Here is a 23,554-nt window from a genome sequence, read left to right as displayed (position 1 = left end):
CAATAAGTTGTATTTTCTGTTAAAACTTCGGTTACAAAAAGATTTCCGTGGTATAAATATTCGGTATCGTCTTCATTTGCATACCAGAAAATCACATTGCTCGGTGAGCTTGCGTACAAACTAGCTTCGTTTCCGGAACAGATAGTATAAGTCGTTTCAGTTTCTAATAACGGTAATGGATTGACATTTACAATTACTTCTGTCAATTCTGAAACACAAAACTCTGTAGATATGGTCACCCAATAAGAAGTTGTTTCTGTAAGTATCGGTGTTTGGAATGTTGTTCCTGTGAAGATCGGTGTTTCTGCATCTGCCGAATCATACCAATTGGTTAATTCGGATTCTGAATTTACTGTAATAGAAGTTGATTCTCCTGAACAAATTGACTCTAAAGGACTTACTTCCGGATTCAATAATGGACAATCCATTTGAAAAATATAAGAAGATCCTGCTGCATATTGAAATTCTCCTTCAAATTCAGACTCTGCTCCTATTATAAAACGATTTCCGCGAAGCGCCACACTTCCTCCAAAACTTGAAGATGAATTTCTATCGGAAGCAACAATTTTTTGATTGGAAATCCAATTTCCTTCTTCTAGTTTAAACAAATATGCGGAACCTGCCCAGTCTATTGTATTTTCACCATTTTCATCTTCATCTTCTCCCCAAGCACCTACAAGTAGGTTCTCTCCGTCAATTGATACACTGATTCCGAATTGATCTGAAACGGCTCTACCATCCCATGCTACAATTTTTTGATGAAATTCCCAGTTGGTTTCATTTTTTTTGAAAATATAGGCAGCACCAGGACCGAAATTTTCAACTCCTTGATCGTCTTCGTAAAACGCACCCACTACCAAATAATCTCCGCTTACAGCAATACTGCATCCAAAATATGCACCGCTAAATCTTGTTGGAGCAGATAAAGTTTGTTGAATCTCCCAAAGCTCACCATTTTTTTGATAAACATAAACTACCCCCACATTGATCATGGATTCATAAGTTTGATTTGCGCCTATTAAAATCTGGTTTCCATCTATAGCTGTACTTTTTCCAAATTCTGAAGTATAGACTCCATCATCGTCTAAAGGCATTGTCATTTTTTGTTTCTCTGTCCAAATTTCATTTTCTAATTGAAATACATAAGCCGAACTGGAACCTTTTGAACCAATTAACAAAGATTCGCCATTAATGGCCAAACTGCTTCCAAAGCTTGCATATTGAGAACGGTCAGAGGCTACAATCTTTTGTTTTTCAACCCAAGTATCTCCTTCTAATTTAAAAATATAAGCAGAACCGGAACCATTTATAGTATTGTCTCCGTTTTCGTCTTCATCTTCCATAAAAGCTGAAACAACTATGTATTCTCCATCAATTGCCACCACTTTTTCATCAGCATTTCCACCTCCTTTACCTGAATAACCAAAATAATCATCTTGTGCAGCATCAGATGCAACCAATTTTTGCTGAAAAACCCAATTCTCCCCGTCCCATTTATAAACATTTGCAGCTCCTCTTGTACTGAATGACTCGCCCTCCTGAGCATCGGAATATAAATTCATCATTCCTACTACTGCATAATCTCCGCTTATAGCTACCTGATTTCCAAAGTAATCATAGGTTTGCCTATTTTCCTTTTCAAGTTTTATCACTTCGTTCCATTCCTGAGCCAATCCTAAAAATGGCAGGAATAGTAATAGATAAAATAAATGTTTCCTCATTCTGTTAAATATTTAATGTTAATTTTTATTATTTCTTCAATATTTTGAAAGTTTCAATTTGTCTTCCCTCCAATTCTACACGACATAAATAGATTCCCGATGCAAGTGTTTGCAGATTTAATTCTCCATTAATCAATTTTAAATTGTTCAAAACAGATTGACCTGACAAGGTATAGACATCTATAGTATTTATTTGCTTTTCTGATGTTATGATTAATTTATCATTTACGGGATTTGGATAATAAGAGAATGCAAACAAATCATTGTTTTTCACATCTAAAGTTTCTTCACATATTAAACTGTAAACCAAATCACTAGCAGGATTAATCGCCCAATTGAATCCGGTTCCAAGATTTCGCAAAGCGATTCCTGAACCTAGTATGGTGTTTGGATTAGATTCCCAATATATTTCACCAATCCCTCCTGCAATCCCGATTTGTGCCCAGGCATCAGCATTTAATTCTACAGAATTTTCAAATTTTAAAACATATCTGTAAATATCAAAATTGGTCGAGTTGAAAAAAACAGTACCCAACAATTCCTTTTCATAAATGCTTACCGCTGGACTTGCCAAAGAACTGCCCGGAACACCATTGATTTCATTGAATAAATTCACGTTAAAAGTTATGTTGTCTCCATTAATGCTATTTTGGATAAGATTTAATTCAATCCCAAATAAATGAAAACCTGTTTCTGTTACCGGAATATCAAAAGCCAAATCCTGAGCCATGATTCCACCCAAAATACTTCCGTTTTGAAAATTATGGGAAATGACTTTTTGGTGGTCACAATCTGGAATGCCGCATTGTACTCTTCTTTCTCTGTATTCATTTTCTGAAGAAGTACAAGCATTGTCCAAATGTGTATAAAATTTTATTTTCCCTTCAAAATTGGCAGTCCAACTAACAAACCCATAGCCCACAGCCAAAGTGGTTCCGTCTTCCGAAGCAATTGTGATGAAATCTGTGGGTTCTGAGCTCGAAAAAATATATTTCTTCCCATTTGTTACTTGTACCTCTGAGTATTGTCCCGTCAATGCTGAATTTTCAGGAGTTATGGATTGACTAAATCCGTTACAGTCCGGAATGAAAACTTCAGATGGAAATTGTCCGTTAGGTGCATCTGTACATCCTTGCAACGGTTCACATTCTCCCGAAAATTTTATAATTCCTTCAGCTTTACTTCCGGCATTTGTATATTGAATCCACACTGAACTGTCCGAAATCCATGTCGGATTTGAAACACTATTTTGCTCATACAAAGAAGAGGCAAGGTAAATATAAAATGACCCTTCTGTGGTAGGCGCGGCAGAAATACCTATCCAATATTTTTTATTTACGGTTGAAGCAGCTTGTAAAACCGGAGCATTTGGAAGCTCTAAAACGACTTTGTAAATGGCATATCCCGCCTGCCCCCAAGTTCCGTTTGGTGTGATGCTCACGGGAGTGATGTCTGTCAAACTTTCCCCTAATTGAGATGCAGGACCGCTGCCAGAATTGTCATAATAAAAATCAATATTAAAAGTAGTAGGCAATCCTTCTATCGTAATTACTTCAAATTCTAATTTCTGAACCGTCATTTGCGTGTTGGAATCGACAGTAATGTCATTTGCAACCATCCAATTGTAACCTATCCAAATCGCTTCATGGTAACCTGCTGAAAATTCTTGAGAACAATCTTCATTTACTGAGTATTGATTTGAAGTTGCTTCATTTAAATAATTTGAAGATTTATAGAAAGGAATAGTTTGCTGTTCTGGAAATGCATTATTTAAATTGATTTGCCCGGTCAAAATAAATGGAAGAATGAGTAAAATAAAATGAAGTCGTTGTTTTACCATGTGTCAAAAGTTTACTTTTAAATTTTTTTTTGAAAGTCTGATGAATGATTATTCCATCATTAATTGTCCTTTGACAAATTTATCTTTCTTCACACGAAAACCATATTAAATGAGGGTACAACAGAGGCACAACGGCTATGATTTAGCAATCACAACATGAGCATAACGGAAGTACAACAAAGAGTGAATGATTGAATTTCAATGATTTGAATTTACTTTGATATGAAATATTGACAAAACAGATACTTTTATTTAGAAATACTATTTGTCTGAATTTAAAATTTATTGAAGAAATAATAAAGTTCAACATCTGGAGGAATATTGAGTCTTTTGCGAATCCTGTTTTTTTTATTTTTTACGGTTGCCGGCTCGATATTTTGAATCTGCGCGATTTCTTTTGTGGACAATTTGAGTTTTAGAAAGGTACAAAATTTGATTTCAGATTCTACCAATTTTGGATTTACAGCAAGTAATTTTTCGTAAAAATCAGGAAACTGTGCATGAAAAGCCACATTAAAAGCTTGTTCATCTTTTCCTGCCAATTCCGTCAAACGCAAAAAAGATTCTACATCGATGGATTGAATGGAAGGATTTTGCTTTAAAAATACTTCACCTTCTTTTTCTTGCTTCTCGAGAAATTTATTTTTCCTGTACAATTTAAATATAAAAAATGAACTGATAATCAACAAAATGGAGGCGCCAATCAATATGTAAACAGAATAATTTTTTTCTTTAAGCAATTCATCCTTTATAATTTTATGAAGCGAACTGTTTTTGCTTTTTTCAAGCTCAATTTTTATATCCTTATTTTTATTGAAATAAATTGCCGCTTGCGCAATACTGTCCAAAGCTTGATATGCAATCGCCAATTCTTCATAAAGCACATCCTTCTCCATCAAACTCGCAGTTAATCTAGGCGCCATGCCTTCAGCATGTTTTAAATATTGATACGCTTCAAGGTGACTTTTTGATTTATTGTTGATCTGGCCCAGCAAGACATAATTCCTGAATTGATTGAGACTGAATTCATCCTCTTTTCCATTGTTTAAAAGAAGCGATTTCTGAACAAAATATTCCGCAGAATCATACAAATTCAACTCCATATTTACAACGCCCAGATTAGAGAAATTCATAAACCGAATTTTTCTCCTGCGCTCATTGTTTTTGATTTCACTTATGTATTTATCAGCTTTTATCAGCATTTTTTTTGCCATTCCAAAATTCCCTTCACCCGAATAAACAGTCGCAACTTTTATATGTGTAATAGCTTTGGAATTGTTAAGATCATCCCCTGATTTGTCTGATTGGTTCAATAGATTGATTGTTTTCTCAAATTCTTCAATGGCTTGTTCAGGTAAATTACTAATTGAATAAATCTCCAGCAAATGCCCATGAGCAGTAGCCTCCCAATGTAAACTATTGTAAAATTCAGCTTTTGATTGTAAATCCTGAGCAGATTTGATTGCTTTTTTCAAATCCGTTTTTCTTACATAAAACCAAGTCTTTCTGGAAAGAATAGAAAGCTCAGCTTCTCTATTTTCTTCTTTGATTGCCTGGTCTTCTAATTCTTCAAATTGATTAAATGCTCTCTCCGGCTCTGTCATCATTAAATCATGATTTATGACAATTTTTTCATCTAAACTTAGATTTTTCGAATCTTGAAATTGCGCAAAAGTGTTGAAATTAAGGCAATAGAATAGAAGAAGGAGCAATAAATATTTAAGTTTCATCATCAAATAAACATTCTTGTAAAAGTACATCATTTAAGAAAATGAAATAACAAAAACAAAAAATCCCTCGATTTTATACAATCAAGGGATTTTAACTAGCAAATATGGAAGAAAAGAACAAATAGAATTTATTTTGGACTTTTTATTTCTATAAAATTCTTCCATCTTCACATTAGAAATAATTGACGAAAAAAAAGCATAGATTGGAAAGTGACAACATACATTTAAATCTGAATATCAAGAAATTGAATAAAAATAATTAAAGAAAATTCACATGCAAAAGAAAGATTGAGCATCTTTGAAAATCACAACAGGTGTTGTACTTATGTTGTACTTGAAAATAAAAAAGCACTTACTTTATTTGTAAGTGCTTGATAATAAGAGTGGCCCCACTTGGGCTCGAACCAAGGACTTGCTGATTATGAGTCAGCTACTCTAACCAGCTGAGTTATAGGGCCTTCTAAAAATAAACATTTGTTCGTTTTTAGGACTGCAATTTTACAACAAACAAATGAATTCTACAAAACTATTTTCGCTCTGAACACAATTCTACTAACACACCATTGGTCGATTTCGGATGTAAAAACACAACCATTTTATTATCGGCTCCTTTCTTGGGAATTTCATTTATGAATTGAAATCCCTCATTTTTAAGACGTTGAATTTCGGTTTCCATATCATCGACCGCAAATGCAATATGATGAATTCCTTCTCTATTTTTATCTAAATATTTTGCAATTGCACTGTCGAAATTCATCGCTTCAAGCAGTTCAATTTTACTTTCTCCAATTTCAAAAAAAGAAGTTTTCACCGATTCGCCTTCTACTGTTTCTTCTTTATATGCTGGTTTTCCGAGTAGTTTATGCATCAAATCATTAGATACATTCAAATCTTTTACGGCAATGCCGATGTGTTCTATTTTCATCATAAATGCGAAGTTAAAAAAATTACTTCATTGAATTAATCATTTGTAATCGTAGAAAAACTCGTATTTTGTAATTCCTAATTCGTAATTTTGCCAAATGGACAGCAACAGACAAAAAAAGGTATCAACCGTTTTTCAGGAAGAATTATCTGAAATTTTCCGCAAAGAAGCCAAAGAATTATATCCCGGAAGTTTGATCAGCGTGAGTGAAGTCAAAGTTTCGCCAGATTTGTCTATTGCAAAAGTTTACATAAGCATCTTTCCGGTTACCAATAAGGATTTAATTATCAAAGCATTGAAATTGAAAGCACCAACTTATCGTTCTCAATTAGCAAAAACTGCTGCCAAAACGATGCGTATCACACCTGAATTATTATTTTATCTAGACAATACTTTGGACGAAATGGAAAGGATTGACCGTGCACTGAGCGGCAAAGGCGACAATCCTATCTTGTAAAATGAAAAATGTTTCACTCTACATAGCCCGGCGTTACAATTCCCATACTTTAATCATAAGTATGGTTTTAATTGTGATAAGTGCTTTTTTGATTGGAACTTTTATTTACATCGGCAATGTTTCTACAGAGATTTTCCAGTCATTAGTTTTTGGAAATGAACCTGTTACAGGCATCAATCAATTTATTCTATACAGTTTAAGTACGGTTTACACCATTTTACAGACAACTATTATTTACCTTATTTTCAATAAATTACTGAAGAGAGTTTCAAAAAATTCAAAACTGCTGATTGCTTTTATCATTTCATTGATTTCAATTTCGGGAGCAGGTTTGGTGACTTATTTAAATACTTCTTCTTCCAATTTACTCAGCTTTTTATCATTAATTTTATTATCTACGGGATTGCTTTCTATCATTTTTGCAATTCTTTCATTTGTTTTTGCTAAAAGAAAAATCACAGGTGTAAATATAATTACATCGATCGCCGTATTTGCCATAACGATAGCAACTTGCGCACTCTTTATCATTCTTTCAGTCTTTTCGGGATTGGAAAAAATGAACATTCAATTTTTCAGTAATGTAAATCCTGATTTGAAAATTTCGCCTGCAAAAGGAAAAACCATTCCCAATTTAGATGAAATGATTCAAAAATTGGAATCAAATCCTCAAATCGTAGCTTATTCTAAAGTAATTGAGGAAAAGGTTTCAATCGAATACGAAGACAAACAAGACATCGCATACATCAAAGGGATTGATGAAAATTACACAAATGTTGTAAGAATTGATACCACTGTAGTAGGCGGAAGTTACCTCGATTTTTCAACACCTAATCAGATTTTGACTTCGGACGGTGTTGCCAGAAGACTGCAGATGTACACGGATTTGCGATATGGCGCTAAATTATCAATGCCAAAGCCGGGAACTGGCTTGATTACCAATGCAGATGAAGCTTTTAATTCTGCTGTAGCCACTTCTGTGGGAGTTGTCTTCATCAATGACCAATATGATAAATACATATTTTCACCGATCGAATTGACGCAGAATCTGTTGCAATTGCCTAAAAATTCTGCTTACTCTTTGGAAATCAAAGCGAAACCAAATACTTCTTTGAATTCTCTCAAAAAAACATTGCAAAGCAATTTAGGGAATTCAGTAGTGGTACAAACAAGACAAGATCTGGATGCTACATTTATAAAAGTAATGAATGTAGAAAATTTAATTATTTATCTGATTTTCACACTAGTCAGCACCATTGCATCATTCAATCTTGCCGGCGCAATCATCATCATCATCATTGACAAGAAAAAACAAATAAAATCTATGTGGAGCTTTGGGATGCCTAAAGAACATATCAAAAGGATATTCTTTCAGACGGGTTTATTGATAACAGTTTCTTCGATTTTATTTGGATTGGTTCTAGGAAGTATAATTGGAATTCTACAACAACAATTTGGACTGGTGATGGCAAATCCATTTGTGGCTTTTCCATTTGAATTCACTGTTAGTAATTTTCTTGTGGTAATTTTGACGGTTTTAGCAATCGGAGGAGGGGTTTCTTATTTGGTTTCCAGAAAATTACCTAGTTAAACTTCAAATCCAATTCCTTTGCGTAAGGAGTGTTGTCTTCAATTTTCCAATTATAAACTTTTGCAACTCTATAGATTTCACCTAGATTTTCAATCAATTGCGCATGTGCTTCCCGTTCCAGTTTGGGTTTGTCAATTGTTTTTTCGATATGCTGGATTGCGCGGTCTTTGATGGAATTTAATTCGTCTTTTTCAAATGAATTAAATCTGCTCTGTTCCAAATCATAAAACTGAACGTCCGGATAAATCTGGATTTCAACCGGCGGAACTTTATTGATATGAATAATTTTATCGGCCGAATCCACTTCAACTTCCAGTTTTTTCATATCATAAATCGCCTGAACTTTAGCGTTGACTAATAGAATTACTTTTTTATCAAAGGAAAAATAATCCGAAAGTCCCGGAAGAGAACGGCTGCTTTTGTGCGAATAAACGTCTGAAAACATTTGTTCTGCAACAATTAACTTATTCAGTTTTTGGATTTCATAAGCGATTACATGAGATTCATTTGTAGAATTTTCTGTTTGAAACTGCTTCATAATGAAATAAGTAAGCAATACCCCAAACAGAACCCCTCCAATTATATAAATCCATTTTTTCAATCTTCTGCGTAATTTGGTGTATTAGGCATTTCGTTGACGATCATCAAAATATCTTCTTCCAACGAACCTGAAACTGGAGATTCAACAATTCTGCCAACTTCGTCTCCGCCTCTGTAAAAAATGATTGTAGGCACAAAACGAATGTCTTTTCCCTGATCTTCACCGTAAAAGCTTCTTTTATTTTCATTGACCGCATAAGTAACCATTCTTTTTTGTGGAAATTTAGCTTCGTTCAAAATTTTCATCAAACGCGGATATTCTCGCTTGCTGTCTTCACACCAAGTTCCCATAAAAACTTCGATACGGTAACGTCTCAGCTTGCCTTTGAAATCTTTAATCATTTCATTATTAGGCTTATAAGAATCGTATTCAGTTAAGTACCAAGTAGAAAACGGCTCTTTGTGAAAAGCAGATTCTTCAACTCCTCCAAACAGCATTTTGGTTCCGTCTTTCTGAGTAATTACACGGTTGAAAATATAAGGACCTTCGCAAGACATAAGAATAAAAGTAAAAATCAATAGGGTTAAGGCTTTGTTCATTTATTTAATTTTGATGAGTAAAGATATAATTTTTTGTTTAGTAGATAAATTTGCCATTGTCAAAATGGATATTTCCTACTGAAAAATCTGCAACCTCCTCAAAAACAGGATAAATTGTAGATTTACCAACAAAGATTTGTCCTTTTTTATCTAAATCCAAATGACCGAAATAATTGCTCAAATCACCAATTTCCTCTATCACAGCACAAAATTCTATTTCATGCGTTTTTGTATTCAATTGTTCTTGGAAATAAATTCCTATGTCTAAAAGTGATTCTGAATGGCTTGATTTTACCAAAACATTACGCAAAACCACATCCAGAAACATTTTTCCATTTTGCGGAATGTCAAAATAACCTTCCGTACCGAAATTTTTATTTTGCTGAATCGCATCCAACGCCAACAAAATCGCAAGTGCATTGTACTTTCGGGTGTGATCTCGCTGGTAATCATTGGGATAATGTCCTGCTTCAAACAAAATCGTTGGAATTTCCATTTGAGTGAAGTTGTCGCCCGTCGAATTGGGATAAAATTCATCTGAAAATCTGCCGATTTTTCCCGGAATGTATTTCTGTAAATGTGTATTCATATAAGATATAACCGACATGACGTTTCGTCTCGTATCAGTCATAGAACGCTGAATATCAGCAGCAGGAGCTAAAAATGAAAGCGTTGCGGTTTGTGGTAAATTCTCCGTATTAAAAATCGTTCTTTGATCATGGAGGTTAAATAGATATTCAAATTGGTAATTTTTCACGAATTCTTTTAAAATTTTAATTTCCGGAGAAGATTCCTGCGTGAAATCACGGTTCAGATCAATTCCTGAAGCATTTCTACGCGTATATAAAGTAGAACCATCAGGATTTAACATCGGAATAAAATGAAAGGTAAAGGTTTTTAAAATCGTTTCAGACCAATTATTTTCCAATTTCAGGAGTTCTAAAACATCAAACATTGCACGCGTTCCGGTAGATTCATTTCCATGCATTTGAGACCAAGCCAAAATATTTCGATTTCCGGTTCCGATTTTTAAATGAAAAATGTCGTTGCCTAAAAATGATTTTCCAAGAGAAATTTTTTCAGGAAAATTATCATCTAAATAGTTTTTAAGTTGAGAAAAAGGTAAGTATCTGGATTCAAATCCCGAGACGCGGATTTTTTCGTAATCTGAGTCAAATAATTGCAATAATTCCATGAAACGAAGTTACGGTTTTTAAAAATTGATTTTAAAGCGATTTAAGAGACTTTTATTTTTTAGATGTAAAATCAGGTTACTTATGTGAATTGCGTTCAAAATATTTCGAATAATTTCTGATTTACATTTGTAATTTACTTTTGTAAATTTAAATAATTCAATTTTGATGACATAATGGCTTAATTATAAAATAATATATATATCTATCATTCATTTTAATTAAAATCAGTTAGTTATGACAAACTACCTAAACTATTGATGTTAATTTACTTCAAATTATAGTCGTATTAATTCGGACAAAATTACCTGTTTAAAATTGTGAATTTATGTTTACTTTTGTAAAATGGAAGCATCAAAAAGAATATTGGAAATTTTAGAAAAATCGGGACTCACACCCTCCGAATTTGCAGACAAAATTGAAGTACAGCGATCGGCAATTTCACACATTGTTTCTGGACGAAATAAACCGAGCTTGGAATTTCTCATTAAAATCAAAAAAGTTTTTCCTGAAATTGATACAGATTGGTTGGTTTTCGGAACAGAAAAAAAAGAAGAATTTGAAGAAATTTCTTCCGAAAATGAAAATATGGAAAATTCAGTGAACTTCCATCCTACCCTTTTTGATATAGATGAAATTGAAAATAGTGAACAAGAAATCCAAAACTCTCAAGAAATAATTTCACAAAATGAAATGCCTGTCTCCAATTCGTCCAAAAAAATAAAGAAGATTGTGTTCTTTTATGAAGACGGAACCTTTGATGATTTTTCTCAGAATCAAGGTTAAATTGAAATTTCTGATTATCTTAGTTCACTCATGAATTTTGTAGCACACCAATTATTGTCTTTTAAAAATCCGGAAATCCAAATTGGAAATCTTTATGGAGAAGTTGTTCGGGGAAAAGATTTTGAGAATTTTGAAGGAGACCGACAAAAAGGAATTTTACTACACCGCACCATCGACACTTTTACAGATGAGCACGATGTGGTAAAAAAAAGCACGCAAAAATTCCATGAGCGATATGGGAAATATTCGCCCGTGATTGTAGATGTTTTATACGATTATATTTTGATTTCCAATTGGGAGAAATTTTCTGATGAACCTTACTCCGAATTTGTTTCAAAGTGTTATGATTTATTCAGAAAACATTTTGATGAATTCCCATCGGACTTAAAATTCATGGTGAAACATTTGCTCAAACATGATTGGTTTGGGAATTATGCGAGCATCGAAGGAATTCAGCAGACGCTGAAGGGAATCAGCCAGCGAAGTAAGTTCGAAAACAACATCAGTACCGCTGTGGAAGAAATGATATTATATAAGGAAGAATTAGAATCTGAATTTATGGAATTCTTTCCTGAAATGATTTCCCACTGCAAAACCTTTATCAATTCTTAAAAAGTAAATTTTACAATTCATCTGATTTTTGTAGTTTTAGCCAACAAACAAATAGAAAGAATGGATTTAGTTTTCAACCAACGTGAAGATAAAAATAAGCTTCAGGTTTCGGATTTAAGAAAAAAATTATCAGAAATATATCTTGGAGGTGGTAAAAAGCGCATCGAAAAATACAAGGAAAAAGGAAAGCTCACTGCGCGTGAACGTACTGAATATCTTTTGGACAAAGGAAAACCGAGTATAGAAATCGGTGCTTTTGCCGGATATGGAATGTATGAAGAAGAAGGCGGATGTCCGAGTGCAGGCGTTGTGATAACCATCGGTTATGTTTCAGGGAAGCAATGCATCGTTGTAGCCAACGACGCAACTGTAAAAGCGGGTGCCTGGTTTCCGATTTCTGGGAAAAAGAATTTGCGTGCGCAGGAAATTGCGATGGAAAACAGACTTCCAATCATTTATTTAGTAGATAGTGCAGGCGTTTATTTGCCAATGCAAAGCGAAATTTTTCCGGATAAAGAACATTTCGGAAGAATTTTCAGAAACAATGCTATCATGAGTTCGATGGGAATCACTCAAATTTCTGCGGTGATGGGAAGCTGCGTGGCGGGTGGTGCTTATCTTCCAATCATGAGCGATGAAGCGATGATTGTTGACAAAACAGGTTCTATCTTTCTTGCCGGAAGTTATTTGGTGAAAGCTGCTATCGGAGAAGACATCGACAATGAAACGCTTGGCGGCGCGACTACGCATTGTGAAGTTTCGGGTGTGACGGATTACAAAGCCAAAAATGATGAAGATGCTTTGGATAGAATCAAATCTATCATGGGTAAAATCGGCGATTATGAAAAGGCGGGTTATAACAGAATTGAGTCTGCAAAGCCGAAAGAAGACGAAAGGGAAATCTACGGAATATTACCTGCTACAAGGTCTGAGCAGTATGATATGTACGACATCATCAAACGTTTGGTAGATAATTCTGAATTTGATGAGTACAAAGGAGATTATGGTAAAACGTTGATTTGCTGTTATGCGAGAATTGACGGCTGGGCGGTTGGAATTGTGGCCAATCAAAGAAAAATCGTGAAGTCTAAAAAGGATGGGATGCAGTTCGGAGGAGTTATTTATTCGGACTCGGCTGATAAAGCAACACGATTTATTGCGAATTGTAATCAGAAAAAAATTCCATTGGTTTTCTTACAAGATGTTACGGGATTTATGGTGGGTTCGAAATCTGAACATGGTGGAATCATCAAAGATGGGGCGAAAATGGTGAATGCAGTTGCGAATTCTGTCGTTCCGAAGTTTACGGTTGTGGTTGGAAATAGTTATGGCGCAGGGAATTATGCGATGTGCGGAAAGGCTTATGATCCAAGGTTGATTTTTGCCTGGCCATCTGCACAATTGGCGGTAATGGGCGGCGAACAGGCTGCTAAGGTTTTGCTTCAGATACAGGAAGCTTCGATGAAAGCGAAAGGTGAAGAAATTGATGAGCAGAAAAAGGCTGAGCTATTGGATGAAATAACGCAAAAATACAATGAGCAGACGAGTCCTTATTACGCTGCTTCAAGGTTGTGGACAGATGCTGTGATCAATCCATTGGATACGCGTAAATGGATTTCGATGGGAATCGAGGCTGCAAATCATGCACCGATTGAGAAGCCTTTTAATTTGGGGGTGATACAGACTTGATTGGTTAAATTAGATCCCTCTACAAGCTCGGGATAACAATAAATTTTAAATATAAGAGACTGGTTTTATAGCTGTCTCTTTTTTTGTGCGAGGGATTGTAAGGGTGCGACTGAAAGGAGTGGTGCGTAAGGCGATGGAGCACCGAAGCGAAGCGGAGCCCTGAAAAGCCCGACCGCCGGACGCCTGCCCAAAGGGCGGACGGGGGACGCACCCATATAATTCAGAATTTAATGGTTTTCCAAATATATTTAAGGTCACCTCTGAAAGTCCAGCTTGAAATATATTCAAGGTTGATTCTGACTTTATCCGGCCAGATGGTTTCGTCATTGTACTGGATGGGATTTTCTTGCTCAGAAAGGAGAATCTCTTCGTTTCTATAAGCGAGTTGGGCAGGACCTGTGATCCCGGGTTTTAGCGTGAGGATAATTCTATCCTCGCCTTTTAATTCATCTGCGTAACCGACAACGTCTGGCCGTGGACCTACGAAGCTCATTTGATTGAGGAGAATATTTAAGATTTGGGGCAATTCGTCGAGCTTATAGTTTCGGATGATTTTTCCAAATGTTGTGATTTTGTGAGAAGTGAGCGTAGTTATGTCAGATTCATAAGTACCTTTCATGGAACGGATTTTATAGATGGAAAATAGTTTTCCTTCCTTGCCTACTCTTTTTTGAGTAAATAATCCAAATTCACCTGTATCTATAGTCGAAATGATAATTAATAAAATAATTACCGGAAATACCAATGGGAAAATTAGGATAGCAATTAAGTAATCAAATAAAAATTTGGTTATTCTCATTACCTTTTGAGGTATCTCCTGATATCGATTATTCTTTTAATTCTACCTATGATGCTCGGGTCATAATTTGCATCTTCTTCAAAATAACCGTATCCATAGCCGTATCCATAGCCATAGCCGTATCCATAACCATAACCGTAGCCGTATCCATAACCTCCTTTGGTTTGGAAGTCGTTTAGGACGATACCGATATTGGAAACTTCTCCTTCGTCATATTTATCGGAAATGTTTTTGATAAGTCCTCTGTATGTATAATCGAATCGTGCGATGTAAAGAGTCGCATCGGCATACCTCATCAAATCATAAGCATCTGAAACCAAAGCTACCGGAGGTGTGTCAAGAATTATAAAATCGTACTCATTTTTTAAATCCTGCAGCATCTTGCCCATTGTATCTTGTAATAATAATTCAGATGGATTGGGCGGAATCGGGCCACCCGTAATAACATCTAAAGAGTCTAAACGTGTTTTCTGAATAACTTCTTCCAGGGTAGCATTACCTGATAAATAATTGGAGAGCCCTTTTTTATTCTCTAATCCAAATTCATCAAATATCTTTGGCTTGCGCATATCCGTGCCAATCAGAAGAGTTTTCTTTCCGCTCAATGCCAAGACAGATGATATGTTCATGGACATGAATGTTTTTCCTTCTCCACCTACCGATGATGTAATAACAATTGTTTTATTTGGTGAAGTGTTACCTCTTTTATAAAGAAATGCAAGATTACTTCGTATTGCTCTGAATGCTTCAGAAATCCCCGATTTAGGTCTTTCTAATACTACCAATGGATTGGTTGAGTCAGAGTTATTACCTATTGCTCCAACTAATGGGATGGAGGTTCTTCTTACAATGTCTGGAACACCTTTAATTTTTGTGTCAAATAATTCTCTTGCCAATAAATAAACGGTTGGTAAGATGAGTGCAACAACTATTGCTACGACGTAATTAAAACGAGTATCAGGTGCTACAGGACCTTGTCCTAAATTTTTTGCATTGTCAATAACGGTAATGTCTGAAATATTTGAAGCTATTGATAACTCAGCCTGACTTAGTTTTGCTAATAATTCAGCATATAAAGCATCATTTATTATATATCCTCTGGATGCATCTAAGAATTTTTTTTCCTTTTCGGGTAGATTATAAGCTTCTCCTTCGTATTGTGATAATTTACTATTGATGTCGGCTAATTCTCTGTCAATTTTGGCTCTGTTTGAATTAATTGCATTTTGAATTCTATTTTTTGCCTCCCCAATCTTTTGGTCTAGCTCTTTTACTTCTCTTGCCGAGGGCTGGTATAAGAGAACCATTTCTTTTCTTTGTTCTTCTAATGATTTTAATTCTCCTACTTCGGTTACGAAATTACCTTCATTGAGTCCTGCAATTTCCAAAGAAATCATTCCATCTGTTCCGGATTGCCTCACATTATTACTAACAGAGTTAAGAGCAGAAATTCTTTCTTGATAACCTACTTTTTCTTTTTCTAAATCAAGGATGTTTGATAATACATTTCCTTTATCAGCGGGCATATCATACGTATTCTCCCTTTTTTGAAGATTTTGATAATCTGTATAAGAACTGTCTACTTTTTCTTTCACAATTCCCATCTGTTTTTTTATATAATTGCGGGTATTGTAAGCGATTTGATTTTTTTCGTTTAATTCTCGTTTTTGCAAGATTAGGAGAGATGCGTTAACAATATCTACTGCTTCACTTTGTGTATATGATATTTTCGATATGTTGATGATTGAACTTCCTCTTGTGGAAGGATTTAATACTATACCACTTCTAACTCTGTTAGTTGCTGCATCTAAGTTTGTTAATAGGAATGAGTATTTAGTTCCTTCGGAAAACATCCTAAAGCCTTCTACTACTTTAAATCTGTAATCTTCAGATTCAATCCACTCACCATATTTTGCTTTTTTAGGAAATTTTATGGTTTTGTTTTTTGCTATTACAGAGTCTTTCGAATAATTATATATATTATTATATGAAGTATTACTTATCGGGATTATCTCTAATGAATTATCATTTATCTCTTTTATCTCGATTTCAACATTTATCACCTGATTGTGTGTTGTATCAATAACTATTTGAAAAGGAGAGTTTAATCTATAGGAATTAGATTTTTTTATAGTTCCTTCTTCTACGTAAGCTACATATGCCCCGGTAACTTGTGCTACATCGTATGAGTGGGTTCTGGATTGTAGAACGTTGGTGAGGACATCTATTTTATTGGATGCTCCTCCCCAAATGAAGTTGATTGAATTATTGGTTCCGAAATTTGAATTGGATCCGGAATTACTGGAAACATGGAAGCTTGCCGTTGCCGAGTAAACTTTGTCTAAATGCCAATTGTTTAAATAAATAGCAAAAAAGATTGCTATCACAAGGCTACATATATAAAGGAGCCAATTTCGTATGATTCTAGGTATAAACCTATCTATTTCAAAAATGGAAGCACTTTTTTTTCTACTTTCCTTATTGGTTTTGGCGTGGGAAATATTCTCCTGCATAATTATTTTTTTAGCAGTTTAATTATAAATTCTTGAAAAAGAAATACATACCTATAACAGTAGTCAAAGCCCCAAATACAGTTGCAATGGTTTGAATAGGGTTTAGACCAATACCCCACTGTTTCTGTCTTTTAGGATTTATAATGATTACATCATTTGGTTGCAGCCAAAAATATTCCGAGTTCATAATCGACTCTTGGGTGATGTCAACCTGTACTCTATGAGACCCTTCAGGTGTAGTTCGTAAGATTTGTATGTTTTTGCGGTCTGCTACATCTGACAAATTCCCGGCCATTGCAAATGCTTCAAGTAAGTTAAAATCGTATCGAGGTATAAAATAGTTTCCTGATGCAGCTTCTCCTACTATTGTAAAATTTATGCCGGGCATAACTACTTCAATATATGCTGCTTCTTGATTAAATATTTTATAAAATTCTGTCTGAATTTTTTCTCTTGCCTCTTCCAACATCAATCCTTCCACATGAATTTTACCCAAACGAGGCAGCTCTATGGCTCCATCTTCCTGTATTCTAATTCCGCCTGATTGTTGAACAGCTCCACCCCCTTGGGAAGTATATCCTTGAAACATACTTAACATTTCTGGATTTCTGGTAGAAATACGAATGCTTATCTGGTCATTTTTTTGGAGATGATATTGCGGGCGATTTTCAACAATCATCCCATGTTCATTGAGTTTCAGTCTTGAATCGGGCTGGATGTACTTGACATCCTTTAATGGAATACAGGAAACAGCCAATGAACTAAAGAATAAAAAGTAAATTAAAATTTTGATAGGTTTCAAGTTTTTGTATTTTTTTAAATGGCAAATATAGTGTTTTTGATTATTTGTTTGAATTGTTAATTAAGGCTTTATTTTCTTTCTGTTTGCTCATACGTTCTACCAATACAAGAGGCAGGTATGATAAAATGAGTGCTGCTGCAATTACCAAAAACAACATTAAATTTATATTTAAATGTCTGAGTAAATAGGCAAAAATTATAATTAAAACATTAGACAAACATATTATTACTGAAGTTCCCATATGTGAAAAACCGAGCTTCAAAACTCTGTGGTGTATGTGGTTTTTATCTGCCGAAAAAGGAGATTTTTTTTGGGAAATTCTTATAATAATTACACTTATGGTATCAATTATAGGAACTATCAATATCGCTACTGCTATGATGGGTGCATTGCTGATTGAAATCCATTCTGCAGAAGATATATTGATAAATTTAATTGCCATGAAAGAAATCAGGTATCCGACGACCATAGAGCCCGTATCACCCATAAAAATCTTATATTGGTCAGACAGGTTAAATTTCAAAAAAGCGAGTAGTGAACCTAGCATGGCGATTGCCAGAAAACCTGTTGAATAATCATATAATCGAAAAAATATAAATACAAAACAAAGCGAAATCAAAACGCCTACTCCTCCTGCCAACCCGTCAATTCCATCAATCAGATTGTATGAATTAATCATTATAATGAAGACGATCGTCGTCAAAATTACGCTTACCAGATAAGGAAGTTCATAAATTCCCATTAATCCAAAAAGACTCTGAATCCGTACGTTTGAGCCTACAATTATCATCACAGCACTTATGGCTTGTGCATAAAGTTTTTTTCTGGGTGCTACAATCAGCAAATCGTCCATCAACCCTATGAAAAAGAGCATTACCAATGCTGCTGAGAAAAAAATATCTTTATGAAGCATCTCTGCTGAGAAAATGGCTGTAACCACAGTAATTGCGAAATAGATAGCAACGCCTCCCAATGTAGGTACTTTTTTAGAATGTGAGCTTCGGCTTCCCGGTACATCCATTAATTGTTTTCGGTAAGAAACACGGATAATTTTAGGTATTGCAGAATAAACCAAAATAAAAGCTACCAAGAAAGAAATCACTACTTTCAGGTACAAAGAAGAAAATCCCAATAAATTAGCTATTGACTCTAAGTTAAAACTTTTCATCGTTGGTATGGCTATGGTTGATTAAAAGCAAATATAATTCATTCTGTCATATTAAATCAGATTGTTAAAAATTTGTTTAAAAACAACAAATAAATTTATATGGATTTTATATTTAGAGAAATGGTAGTTTTATTTAATTATTATTTTTTTCACTATCATTTCTGAATTCTGTGTTTGAACTTTCACCACCCAAATTCCGTTTGAATTGGATTTAATTTCATGAAAATTTGTATTTAAATTTTGATTTGAATTAATTTTCCTTCCATTCAAATCGTATAATTCCACAGAAACTATTTTTTCATTTTTGGACTCAACGATTATATCTTTATTATTTGTATAAATCTGTACATATCCATTCATAATATCTTCTGCTGCCATAGTTGATTCTTCCTGATAAACTATTTCAAACCTTTCTGTGAATTCACCCGATGGAGATTCAAAAGTGTAAGAAGATTCCATCAGATTATGAATTAGATTTAAATCATTGTCTTTCACATAAATCATAAATTCTCCTTCGGTAAACAATCCGTCAAAATTGGAAAGTAAAATAGTGAATCTGCCAGCCTCCACTGCTTTAAAACCTAATTTCACCACATCTGATATCTGAAAAGGTAAAGCACGTCCTTGTATCGTAAATTTTTCTTCACCGATTAGGTTGTACAATGCCGACCCTTGATATCCAAAATGCTTTCCGTCTATCTGATTATCTATTCCATTGGTGGCACCGTCCATATAACCAATTATAATCTGGTTATAAAACTCTTCCTCATTTTTCAAATCCAGCCACATCCTATGTTTTTCAAGTTCTTCGTTTCTATAAAATATGGATTGATTATCAACCCGCATTGGGTTTCTAAAAATAACTTCAGCAGAATAACTTCCTACTAAAAATCCTTGCCCTACAGAGATTATCCCATTAGGCGCTATCACATTTCCACCAGAGGAAGTGCCTCCTAAAAATGTGTAAGTAGCATAATTATTTCCTGCGTAAGTTCCTCCTGTAACAGGATTGACATTGGTCCAAAAATAAAGAGTAGATATTCCGGGATTTTCCAGCATAAGCGCATCAGCACTTATATTGGAAGGGTAAGGGTTTCCGATTGAGGTATGATTTTCAGGATGTGTTGGAAGTATAATGTCTCCATTAAAAGGAACTCCTTTAAACTCTCCTGAATATATCTCCGGAGTAGCACTCCAGTTATTGGGGGCTCTGAACATATATCCTTTTCCTTTTAAAAAATTTACAGTTACATCAGGAACTGCCACATAAGAAAGAATACCCTCATAAGTTGTTATGCGATTGGGCAAAGTCATAGGAGAGAAAGCCTGCAGTTGCTGTCCGGAGACCGGAGAAGACCACATAGTATAATCTAATCTTTTGAATGGCTGGTTGTCACGTCGAACTGTAATCGGTCCGATGTTTTCAATATTTTCTTGTTGAATTAAATTTGCTCCGCTGGAAACAATGAAACTTTCTGCAGAAGCATTGTTAATTACAATTCCTTTTACTGTAAATGTAAATCCTGAGGGGATTAATAAATTACCATTATTCATAACTTCCAGTTCACAGGCTTCTAAATCCGATGAAAGAATAAGGGTTCCATTGATGATTGCTTTCTTATTTAAATCCGGAATTCCATTGCTCCAGTTTGACCCATTCCAAGTTGTACCAGGGCAAATTTGCTCCCCTGTATATCTTGGTTCATCAACAGAACAACGTACATTCATCCCATTCTGTGGAGAAAAACTTCCAGCTGAGGTTACACGATAATCTCCATTTGTTTCTCTTCTAATTCTAAATGCAAATGCATTAGATTGCTGCCTCATGGAAACTGATGCAGTCCAAATTCCTGTCTGGAAACCAATTCCCTGGATGGTATTTCCATCCGAACGGATTCCGGTTGCGGGATAGTTTCCTACATTGTACAAAGGATCATTAAAAATCCATCCTAAAGTAATGTTTCCGTTAGTTACAGGTGAGCCTCCATAATGACTTCCTAAAAAGTGTGGATTTGCTTGTTGAGAACTTAATTTTTTCCCATTGAACCAAGGTGAGCTTCCTCTGTATTCTGTAAAAACAAAAGTCATGTCTGGAACACGCCAACCTGCCGGACAAGGATCAAATGGAGATTTAGATGTTCCATGGCCCCACCTTTCCTGCCCATATCCCAATTCATCAGACAACCAATCTTTAATTCCTTCTCCATTCTGGTACAAATAGGTCATTGGGTTTTGAGATGAAAACTTCATTATCTTACTGATTTTGATTGACTTTCTGTCGCTTTCAGAAACTCCTGCCACGGAACTGTAATTTGTATAATCTGAGGTATATTCTGAATTATAGGAATCTAAATTTAATTCATCATAAGTTACTTCTCCCTGAGCATTCACACTTGTACCTTTGAATATATTATATACAGCAGCTCCGGGATTTGTAAATGTTGGTATAGGATCTTTTCGTCCCCACTGATAGTAAAAACCTCCTGACCTTTCTGCCTTACTTTCTAAGTCTGGATCATCCGAGTGAGGAAAAGCTTCAATTGCTCCTAAATTCCTATCCATAAAAGTAGTAGTGAGCGGAGGGTTTCTGCTATTGGTTAAATTTACAAAATTGTAATTTGCGGGAATTATTTCTTCCGTAGTGTAAGTAATTTTATTAATTTGACTTTGTGGCACCCAAATGTGCCAGCTCCAATTTACAGGATTGGTAATGTCGCCATTGTGTAAAGAAATAACTGCATTTCCGGTTTGTTCCGGATTGAGTTCTACTACAATGCTTGATTTTTTCATATCTGAAGGATCTGAATCATCGGGTATCAAATATACTTTACTGACTAACTGTGAATTAGTTGTCCAATAAACATTTGCTTTCAAATCATTGTCAGACAGCATTTCATGATCTGTCAAGTATTGATTATAAACAGCAAATGCTTTATTTACGGGGATTGTTTGAATTAATTGCCCTAAAGAGATAATGTAACTGTTGGGATTATCAATTCCTTCGGTATAATTAACAACATCACCATCAACATATTCCGTTTCAAAAGAACCTATTTTATGCATATTGGGATCTTGCATACAACGCAGAGCATTTCCTTCTTTCGGACGCGTAGAAGATGTTGCAAAAACGGCATTGGCAGGGGAATTTTCATTAAATGGATCTTTATACAAATCAGCAATCATTTTATACATTTTGGCTCCTCCCTGTCCATAAGTAGCTGACCATAATGCTCCGTCTGCTGCCTCATCTTGATATTCAGTATGAGGAATAGAAGTCGGAGAAACTATATTGGGATAGTATTCCATATTTCCGGCAATGGGCATGATTCCGAGATTTCTATTTGGAACCTCTGTAAAATCCATACCCAATCCTATGTATACTTTTACACCATTTAAAACCGGATTATAGGTATTTGGATATAAAAACGAGTGTAAAGGGTTGGCCGCATCGTTACCTCCGCTATTTTTTCTTCCCCACGGACTATGGTTATTATTAGAGGTTATCCTCCCATAAAATGATGGAATTCTCCAGCCATTTGGACAAGGATCATAAGGGGATTTGAGTTCGTAGGACTTACTGTCATTTGCAAGTGTGGTATTGGAACTGCTCGCGTTGCTCATATCTCCTCTGTAATTATCTCCCCACAAATCCCATGCTGTAGTGGCGTTTCGGTATTGTTGTTTAGAGAACCAGGTTCCGTTTGTTCCATTGGGCTCTGTGTAAGGATCATCATCTGTATTGCTTATGTAAGTAAGAGGATTTCTGACTGAAAAACTGATATTTTTTTCAATTTCATCATAAGGTCTTAGGAAATCATCTTTGAATTTCGTAGAAGTAGGAGTGTCGATTGCATCTTTGTGTCTCATAGTGCCTATATCTTCTCCATTTAATTCATAAAAGGAAAAATCTTTATAAACCATTGTCGGAAAGGGATCTTTTCTACCCCATTGGTACATAAGTCCAGCTGATTTGTGCCAGTCGTCTCCTAAAAATTGGTTGTTCAATGCCCCTAGATTTCTATCCATATACTTTGGATCAAACCGCACGAGATCAATATCTGTTTCAAATTCTTGTGAATAAACAACTCCATCCGAAGGGTCGTCGGTTATCCAAATATGCCAGCTCCAGTAAACTTCTCCTTCGATTTTGAAGGCTACCAAAGCATTTCCTTTTCCCTTGGCCTGATCAATCATTACTTTGATTTTGGAAGCTTCTCCCGCACCTACCAATTCTACAGAACGGATCAAACCTGGGACATCTTCCCAATAGAGTGATGCTGATCCTTGTCCTTGCGGAATTGGGATATTTATGCCATCTTGGGTTAAATACTCATTAGATGCCCAGACTTCATAGGCCTTTTTTACAGGTATCATCAAGCCTCCTTTCCCATTTTGTTGGGCAAAATTTATATCAAAAATGTAACTATTTGGCGCGCGTGTGTAATCTACGGACTGCCCTTGCGAACTGACAGTCATCAAGAAAATGACTAAGAATAAAACTCTGATAACCCTCATATAACCTGTTAAGAGGCATTAATACAAAATCATCAGATAAGTGTGATAGTGAGAAACTTACAACAGGCTTGAGGTT

17 protein-coding genes and 1 tRNA gene are annotated in these 23,554 nt (G+C 35.1%); 5 read left to right on the top strand and 13 right to left on the bottom strand.

Annotation, left to right across the window (positions count from 1 at the left end; all coding sequences use genetic code 11):
* The 5 genes from B8977_RS08140 to mce all read right to left on the bottom strand — a co-directional run.
* On the bottom strand, positions 1 to 1,721 hold a 1,721-nt coding region (locus B8977_RS08140), incomplete at its 3' end, for an Ig-like domain-containing protein (protein ID WP_185116602.1).
* A 28-nt stretch (positions 1,722 to 1,749) separates the two neighbouring features.
* Positions 1,750 to 3,561 (bottom strand): T9SS type A sorting domain-containing protein, encoded by a 1,812-nt coding sequence (locus B8977_RS08135; protein ID WP_084017195.1) that lies wholly within the window; start codon positions 3,559 to 3,561, stop codon positions 1,750 to 1,752.
* A 275-nt stretch (positions 3,562 to 3,836) separates the two neighbouring features.
* On the bottom strand, positions 3,837 to 5,168 hold the full coding sequence (locus tag B8977_RS08130) for a helix-turn-helix domain-containing protein (RefSeq protein ID WP_159447473.1): 1,332 nt from the start codon (positions 5,166 to 5,168) through the stop codon (positions 3,837 to 3,839).
* A gap of 507 nt (positions 5,169 to 5,675) precedes the next feature.
* Positions 5,676 to 5,749: transfer RNA gene (locus tag B8977_RS08125), tRNA-Ile, on the bottom strand.
* 68 nt (positions 5,750 to 5,817) lie between these two features.
* Positions 5,818 to 6,219, bottom strand: coding sequence for a methylmalonyl-CoA epimerase (gene mce / locus B8977_RS08120; RefSeq protein ID WP_084017193.1), 402 nt, complete (start codon positions 6,217 to 6,219; stop codon positions 5,818 to 5,820).
* 94 nt (positions 6,220 to 6,313) lie between these two features.
* On the opposite strand from mce, the gene rbfA reads away from it, so the two are divergent.
* Positions 6,314 to 6,673: a 30S ribosome-binding factor RbfA gene (gene rbfA, locus B8977_RS08115; RefSeq protein WP_084017192.1), complete on the top strand. Its 360-nt coding sequence runs from the start codon at positions 6,314 to 6,316 to the stop codon at positions 6,671 to 6,673.
* A gap of 1 nt (position 6,674) precedes the next feature.
* Positions 6,675 to 8,261: an ABC transporter permease gene (locus B8977_RS08110; protein ID WP_143736390.1), complete on the top strand. Its 1,587-nt coding sequence runs from the start codon at positions 6,675 to 6,677 to the stop codon at positions 8,259 to 8,261.
* Here the strand turns inward: B8977_RS08110 and B8977_RS08105 are convergent.
* The 3 genes from B8977_RS08105 to B8977_RS08095 are packed head-to-tail and all read right to left on the bottom strand — an operon-like array spanning position 8,254 to position 10,596.
* Complete coding sequence (locus B8977_RS08105) at positions 8,254 to 8,862, bottom strand: DUF4230 domain-containing protein (protein WP_245828493.1); 609 nt, start codon at positions 8,860 to 8,862, stop codon at positions 8,254 to 8,256. The genes B8977_RS08110 and B8977_RS08105 overlap by 8 nt on opposite strands.
* Entirely contained in the window at positions 8,859 to 9,401 is a 543-nt protein-coding gene (locus B8977_RS08100) for a thioredoxin family protein (RefSeq protein WP_084017190.1), read from the bottom strand. The genes B8977_RS08105 and B8977_RS08100 overlap by 4 nt, the downstream gene beginning before the upstream one ends.
* 37 nt (positions 9,402 to 9,438) lie before the next feature.
* Positions 9,439 to 10,596 carry a M14 family zinc carboxypeptidase gene (locus B8977_RS08095; protein ID WP_084017189.1) on the bottom strand — a complete coding sequence of 386 codons (1,158 nt, stop codon included), beginning with the start codon at positions 10,594 to 10,596 and terminating at the stop codon, positions 9,439 to 9,441.
* A gap of 343 nt (positions 10,597 to 10,939) precedes the next feature.
* Between B8977_RS08095 and B8977_RS08090 the strand changes: the two genes are divergently transcribed.
* From B8977_RS08090 to B8977_RS08080, 3 genes are read left to right on the top strand one after another with little or no spacing between them, the layout of a single operon-like run.
* Positions 10,940 to 11,380: a helix-turn-helix domain-containing protein gene (locus B8977_RS08090; RefSeq protein WP_084017188.1), complete on the top strand. Its 441-nt coding sequence runs from the start codon at positions 10,940 to 10,942 to the stop codon at positions 11,378 to 11,380.
* Between the two features lie 30 nt (positions 11,381 to 11,410).
* Entirely contained in the window at positions 11,411 to 11,992 is a 582-nt protein-coding gene (locus B8977_RS08085) for an acyl carrier protein phosphodiesterase (protein ID WP_084017187.1), read from the top strand.
* Positions 11,993 to 12,052: 60 nt separating this feature from the next.
* Positions 12,053 to 13,681, top strand: coding sequence for an acyl-CoA carboxylase subunit beta (locus B8977_RS08080; RefSeq protein WP_084017186.1), 1,629 nt, complete (start codon positions 12,053 to 12,055; stop codon positions 13,679 to 13,681).
* A gap of 220 nt (positions 13,682 to 13,901) precedes the next feature.
* Here the strand turns inward: B8977_RS08080 and B8977_RS08075 are convergent, their stop codons facing one another.
* From B8977_RS08075 to B8977_RS08055, 5 genes are all read right to left on the bottom strand, one after another.
* The gene (locus B8977_RS08075; protein WP_084017185.1) at positions 13,902 to 14,480 is read right to left on the bottom strand and encodes a sugar transferase; all 579 of its coding nucleotides are present in this window, start codon (positions 14,478 to 14,480) and stop codon (positions 13,902 to 13,904) included.
* Positions 14,480 to 16,993 carry an exopolysaccharide transport family protein gene (locus B8977_RS08070; protein ID WP_084017184.1) on the bottom strand — a complete coding sequence of 838 codons (2,514 nt, stop codon included), beginning with the start codon at positions 16,991 to 16,993 and terminating at the stop codon, positions 14,480 to 14,482. Before B8977_RS08070 ends, B8977_RS08075 begins: the two co-directional genes overlap by 1 nt.
* 22 nt (positions 16,994 to 17,015) lie before the next feature.
* The gene (locus B8977_RS08065; protein ID WP_245828491.1) at positions 17,016 to 17,795 is read right to left on the bottom strand and encodes a polysaccharide biosynthesis/export family protein; all 780 of its coding nucleotides are present in this window, start codon (positions 17,793 to 17,795) and stop codon (positions 17,016 to 17,018) included.
* 40 nt (positions 17,796 to 17,835) lie between these two features.
* Positions 17,836 to 18,963 carry a glycosyltransferase family 4 protein gene (locus tag B8977_RS08060; RefSeq protein ID WP_084017183.1) on the bottom strand — a complete coding sequence of 376 codons (1,128 nt, stop codon included), beginning with the start codon at positions 18,961 to 18,963 and terminating at the stop codon, positions 17,836 to 17,838.
* Positions 18,964 to 19,092: 129 nt separating this feature from the next.
* A complete protein-coding gene (locus tag B8977_RS08055) occupies positions 19,093 to 23,478 on the bottom strand; it encodes a T9SS type A sorting domain-containing protein (protein WP_084017182.1) in 4,386 nt (1,461 codons plus the stop codon).
* Positions 23,479 to 23,554: the final 76 nt, after the last annotated feature.

The sequence above is a fragment of the Moheibacter sediminis genome (assembly GCF_900176425.1).
Classification (GTDB): Bacteria; Bacteroidota; Bacteroidia; order Flavobacteriales; family Weeksellaceae; genus Moheibacter; species Moheibacter sediminis.
Note: the sequence above shows the minus strand (reverse complement) of the source record. Positions and strands in the feature narration are given on the sequence as shown.

Coding starts and splice junctions, on each gene's coding strand:
- B8977_RS08085 (WP_084017187.1), top strand. CDS start 11,411: ATGAATTTTGTAGCACACCAATTATTGTCTTTTAAAAATCCGGAAATC.
- B8977_RS08130 (WP_159447473.1), bottom strand. CDS start 5,168: ATGATGACAGAGCCGGAGAGAGCATTTAATCAATTTGAAGAATTAGAA.
- B8977_RS08135 (WP_084017195.1), bottom strand. CDS start 3,561: ATGGTAAAACAACGACTTCATTTTATTTTACTCATTCTTCCATTTATT.
- B8977_RS08070 (WP_084017184.1), bottom strand. CDS start 16,993: ATGCAGGAGAATATTTCCCACGCCAAAACCAATAAGGAAAGTAGAAAA.
- B8977_RS08100 (WP_084017190.1), bottom strand. CDS start 9,401: ATGAACAAAGCCTTAACCCTATTGATTTTTACTTTTATTCTTATGTCT.
- B8977_RS08060 (WP_084017183.1), bottom strand. CDS start 18,963: ATGAAAAGTTTTAACTTAGAGTCAATAGCTAATTTATTGGGATTTTCT.
- rbfA (WP_084017192.1), top strand. CDS start 6,314: ATGGACAGCAACAGACAAAAAAAGGTATCAACCGTTTTTCAGGAAGAA.
- B8977_RS08090 (WP_084017188.1), top strand. CDS start 10,940: ATGGAAGCATCAAAAAGAATATTGGAAATTTTAGAAAAATCGGGACTC.
- B8977_RS08110 (WP_143736390.1), top strand. CDS start 6,675: ATGAAAAATGTTTCACTCTACATAGCCCGGCGTTACAATTCCCATACT.
- B8977_RS08095 (WP_084017189.1), bottom strand. CDS start 10,596: ATGGAATTATTGCAATTATTTGACTCAGATTACGAAAAAATCCGCGTC.
- B8977_RS08080 (WP_084017186.1), top strand. CDS start 12,053: ATGGATTTAGTTTTCAACCAACGTGAAGATAAAAATAAGCTTCAGGTT.
- mce (WP_084017193.1), bottom strand. CDS start 6,219: ATGATGAAAATAGAACACATCGGCATTGCCGTAAAAGATTTGAATGTA.
- B8977_RS08075 (WP_084017185.1), bottom strand. CDS start 14,480: ATGAGAATAACCAAATTTTTATTTGATTACTTAATTGCTATCCTAATT.
- B8977_RS08055 (WP_084017182.1), bottom strand. CDS start 23,478: ATGAGGGTTATCAGAGTTTTATTCTTAGTCATTTTCTTGATGACTGTC.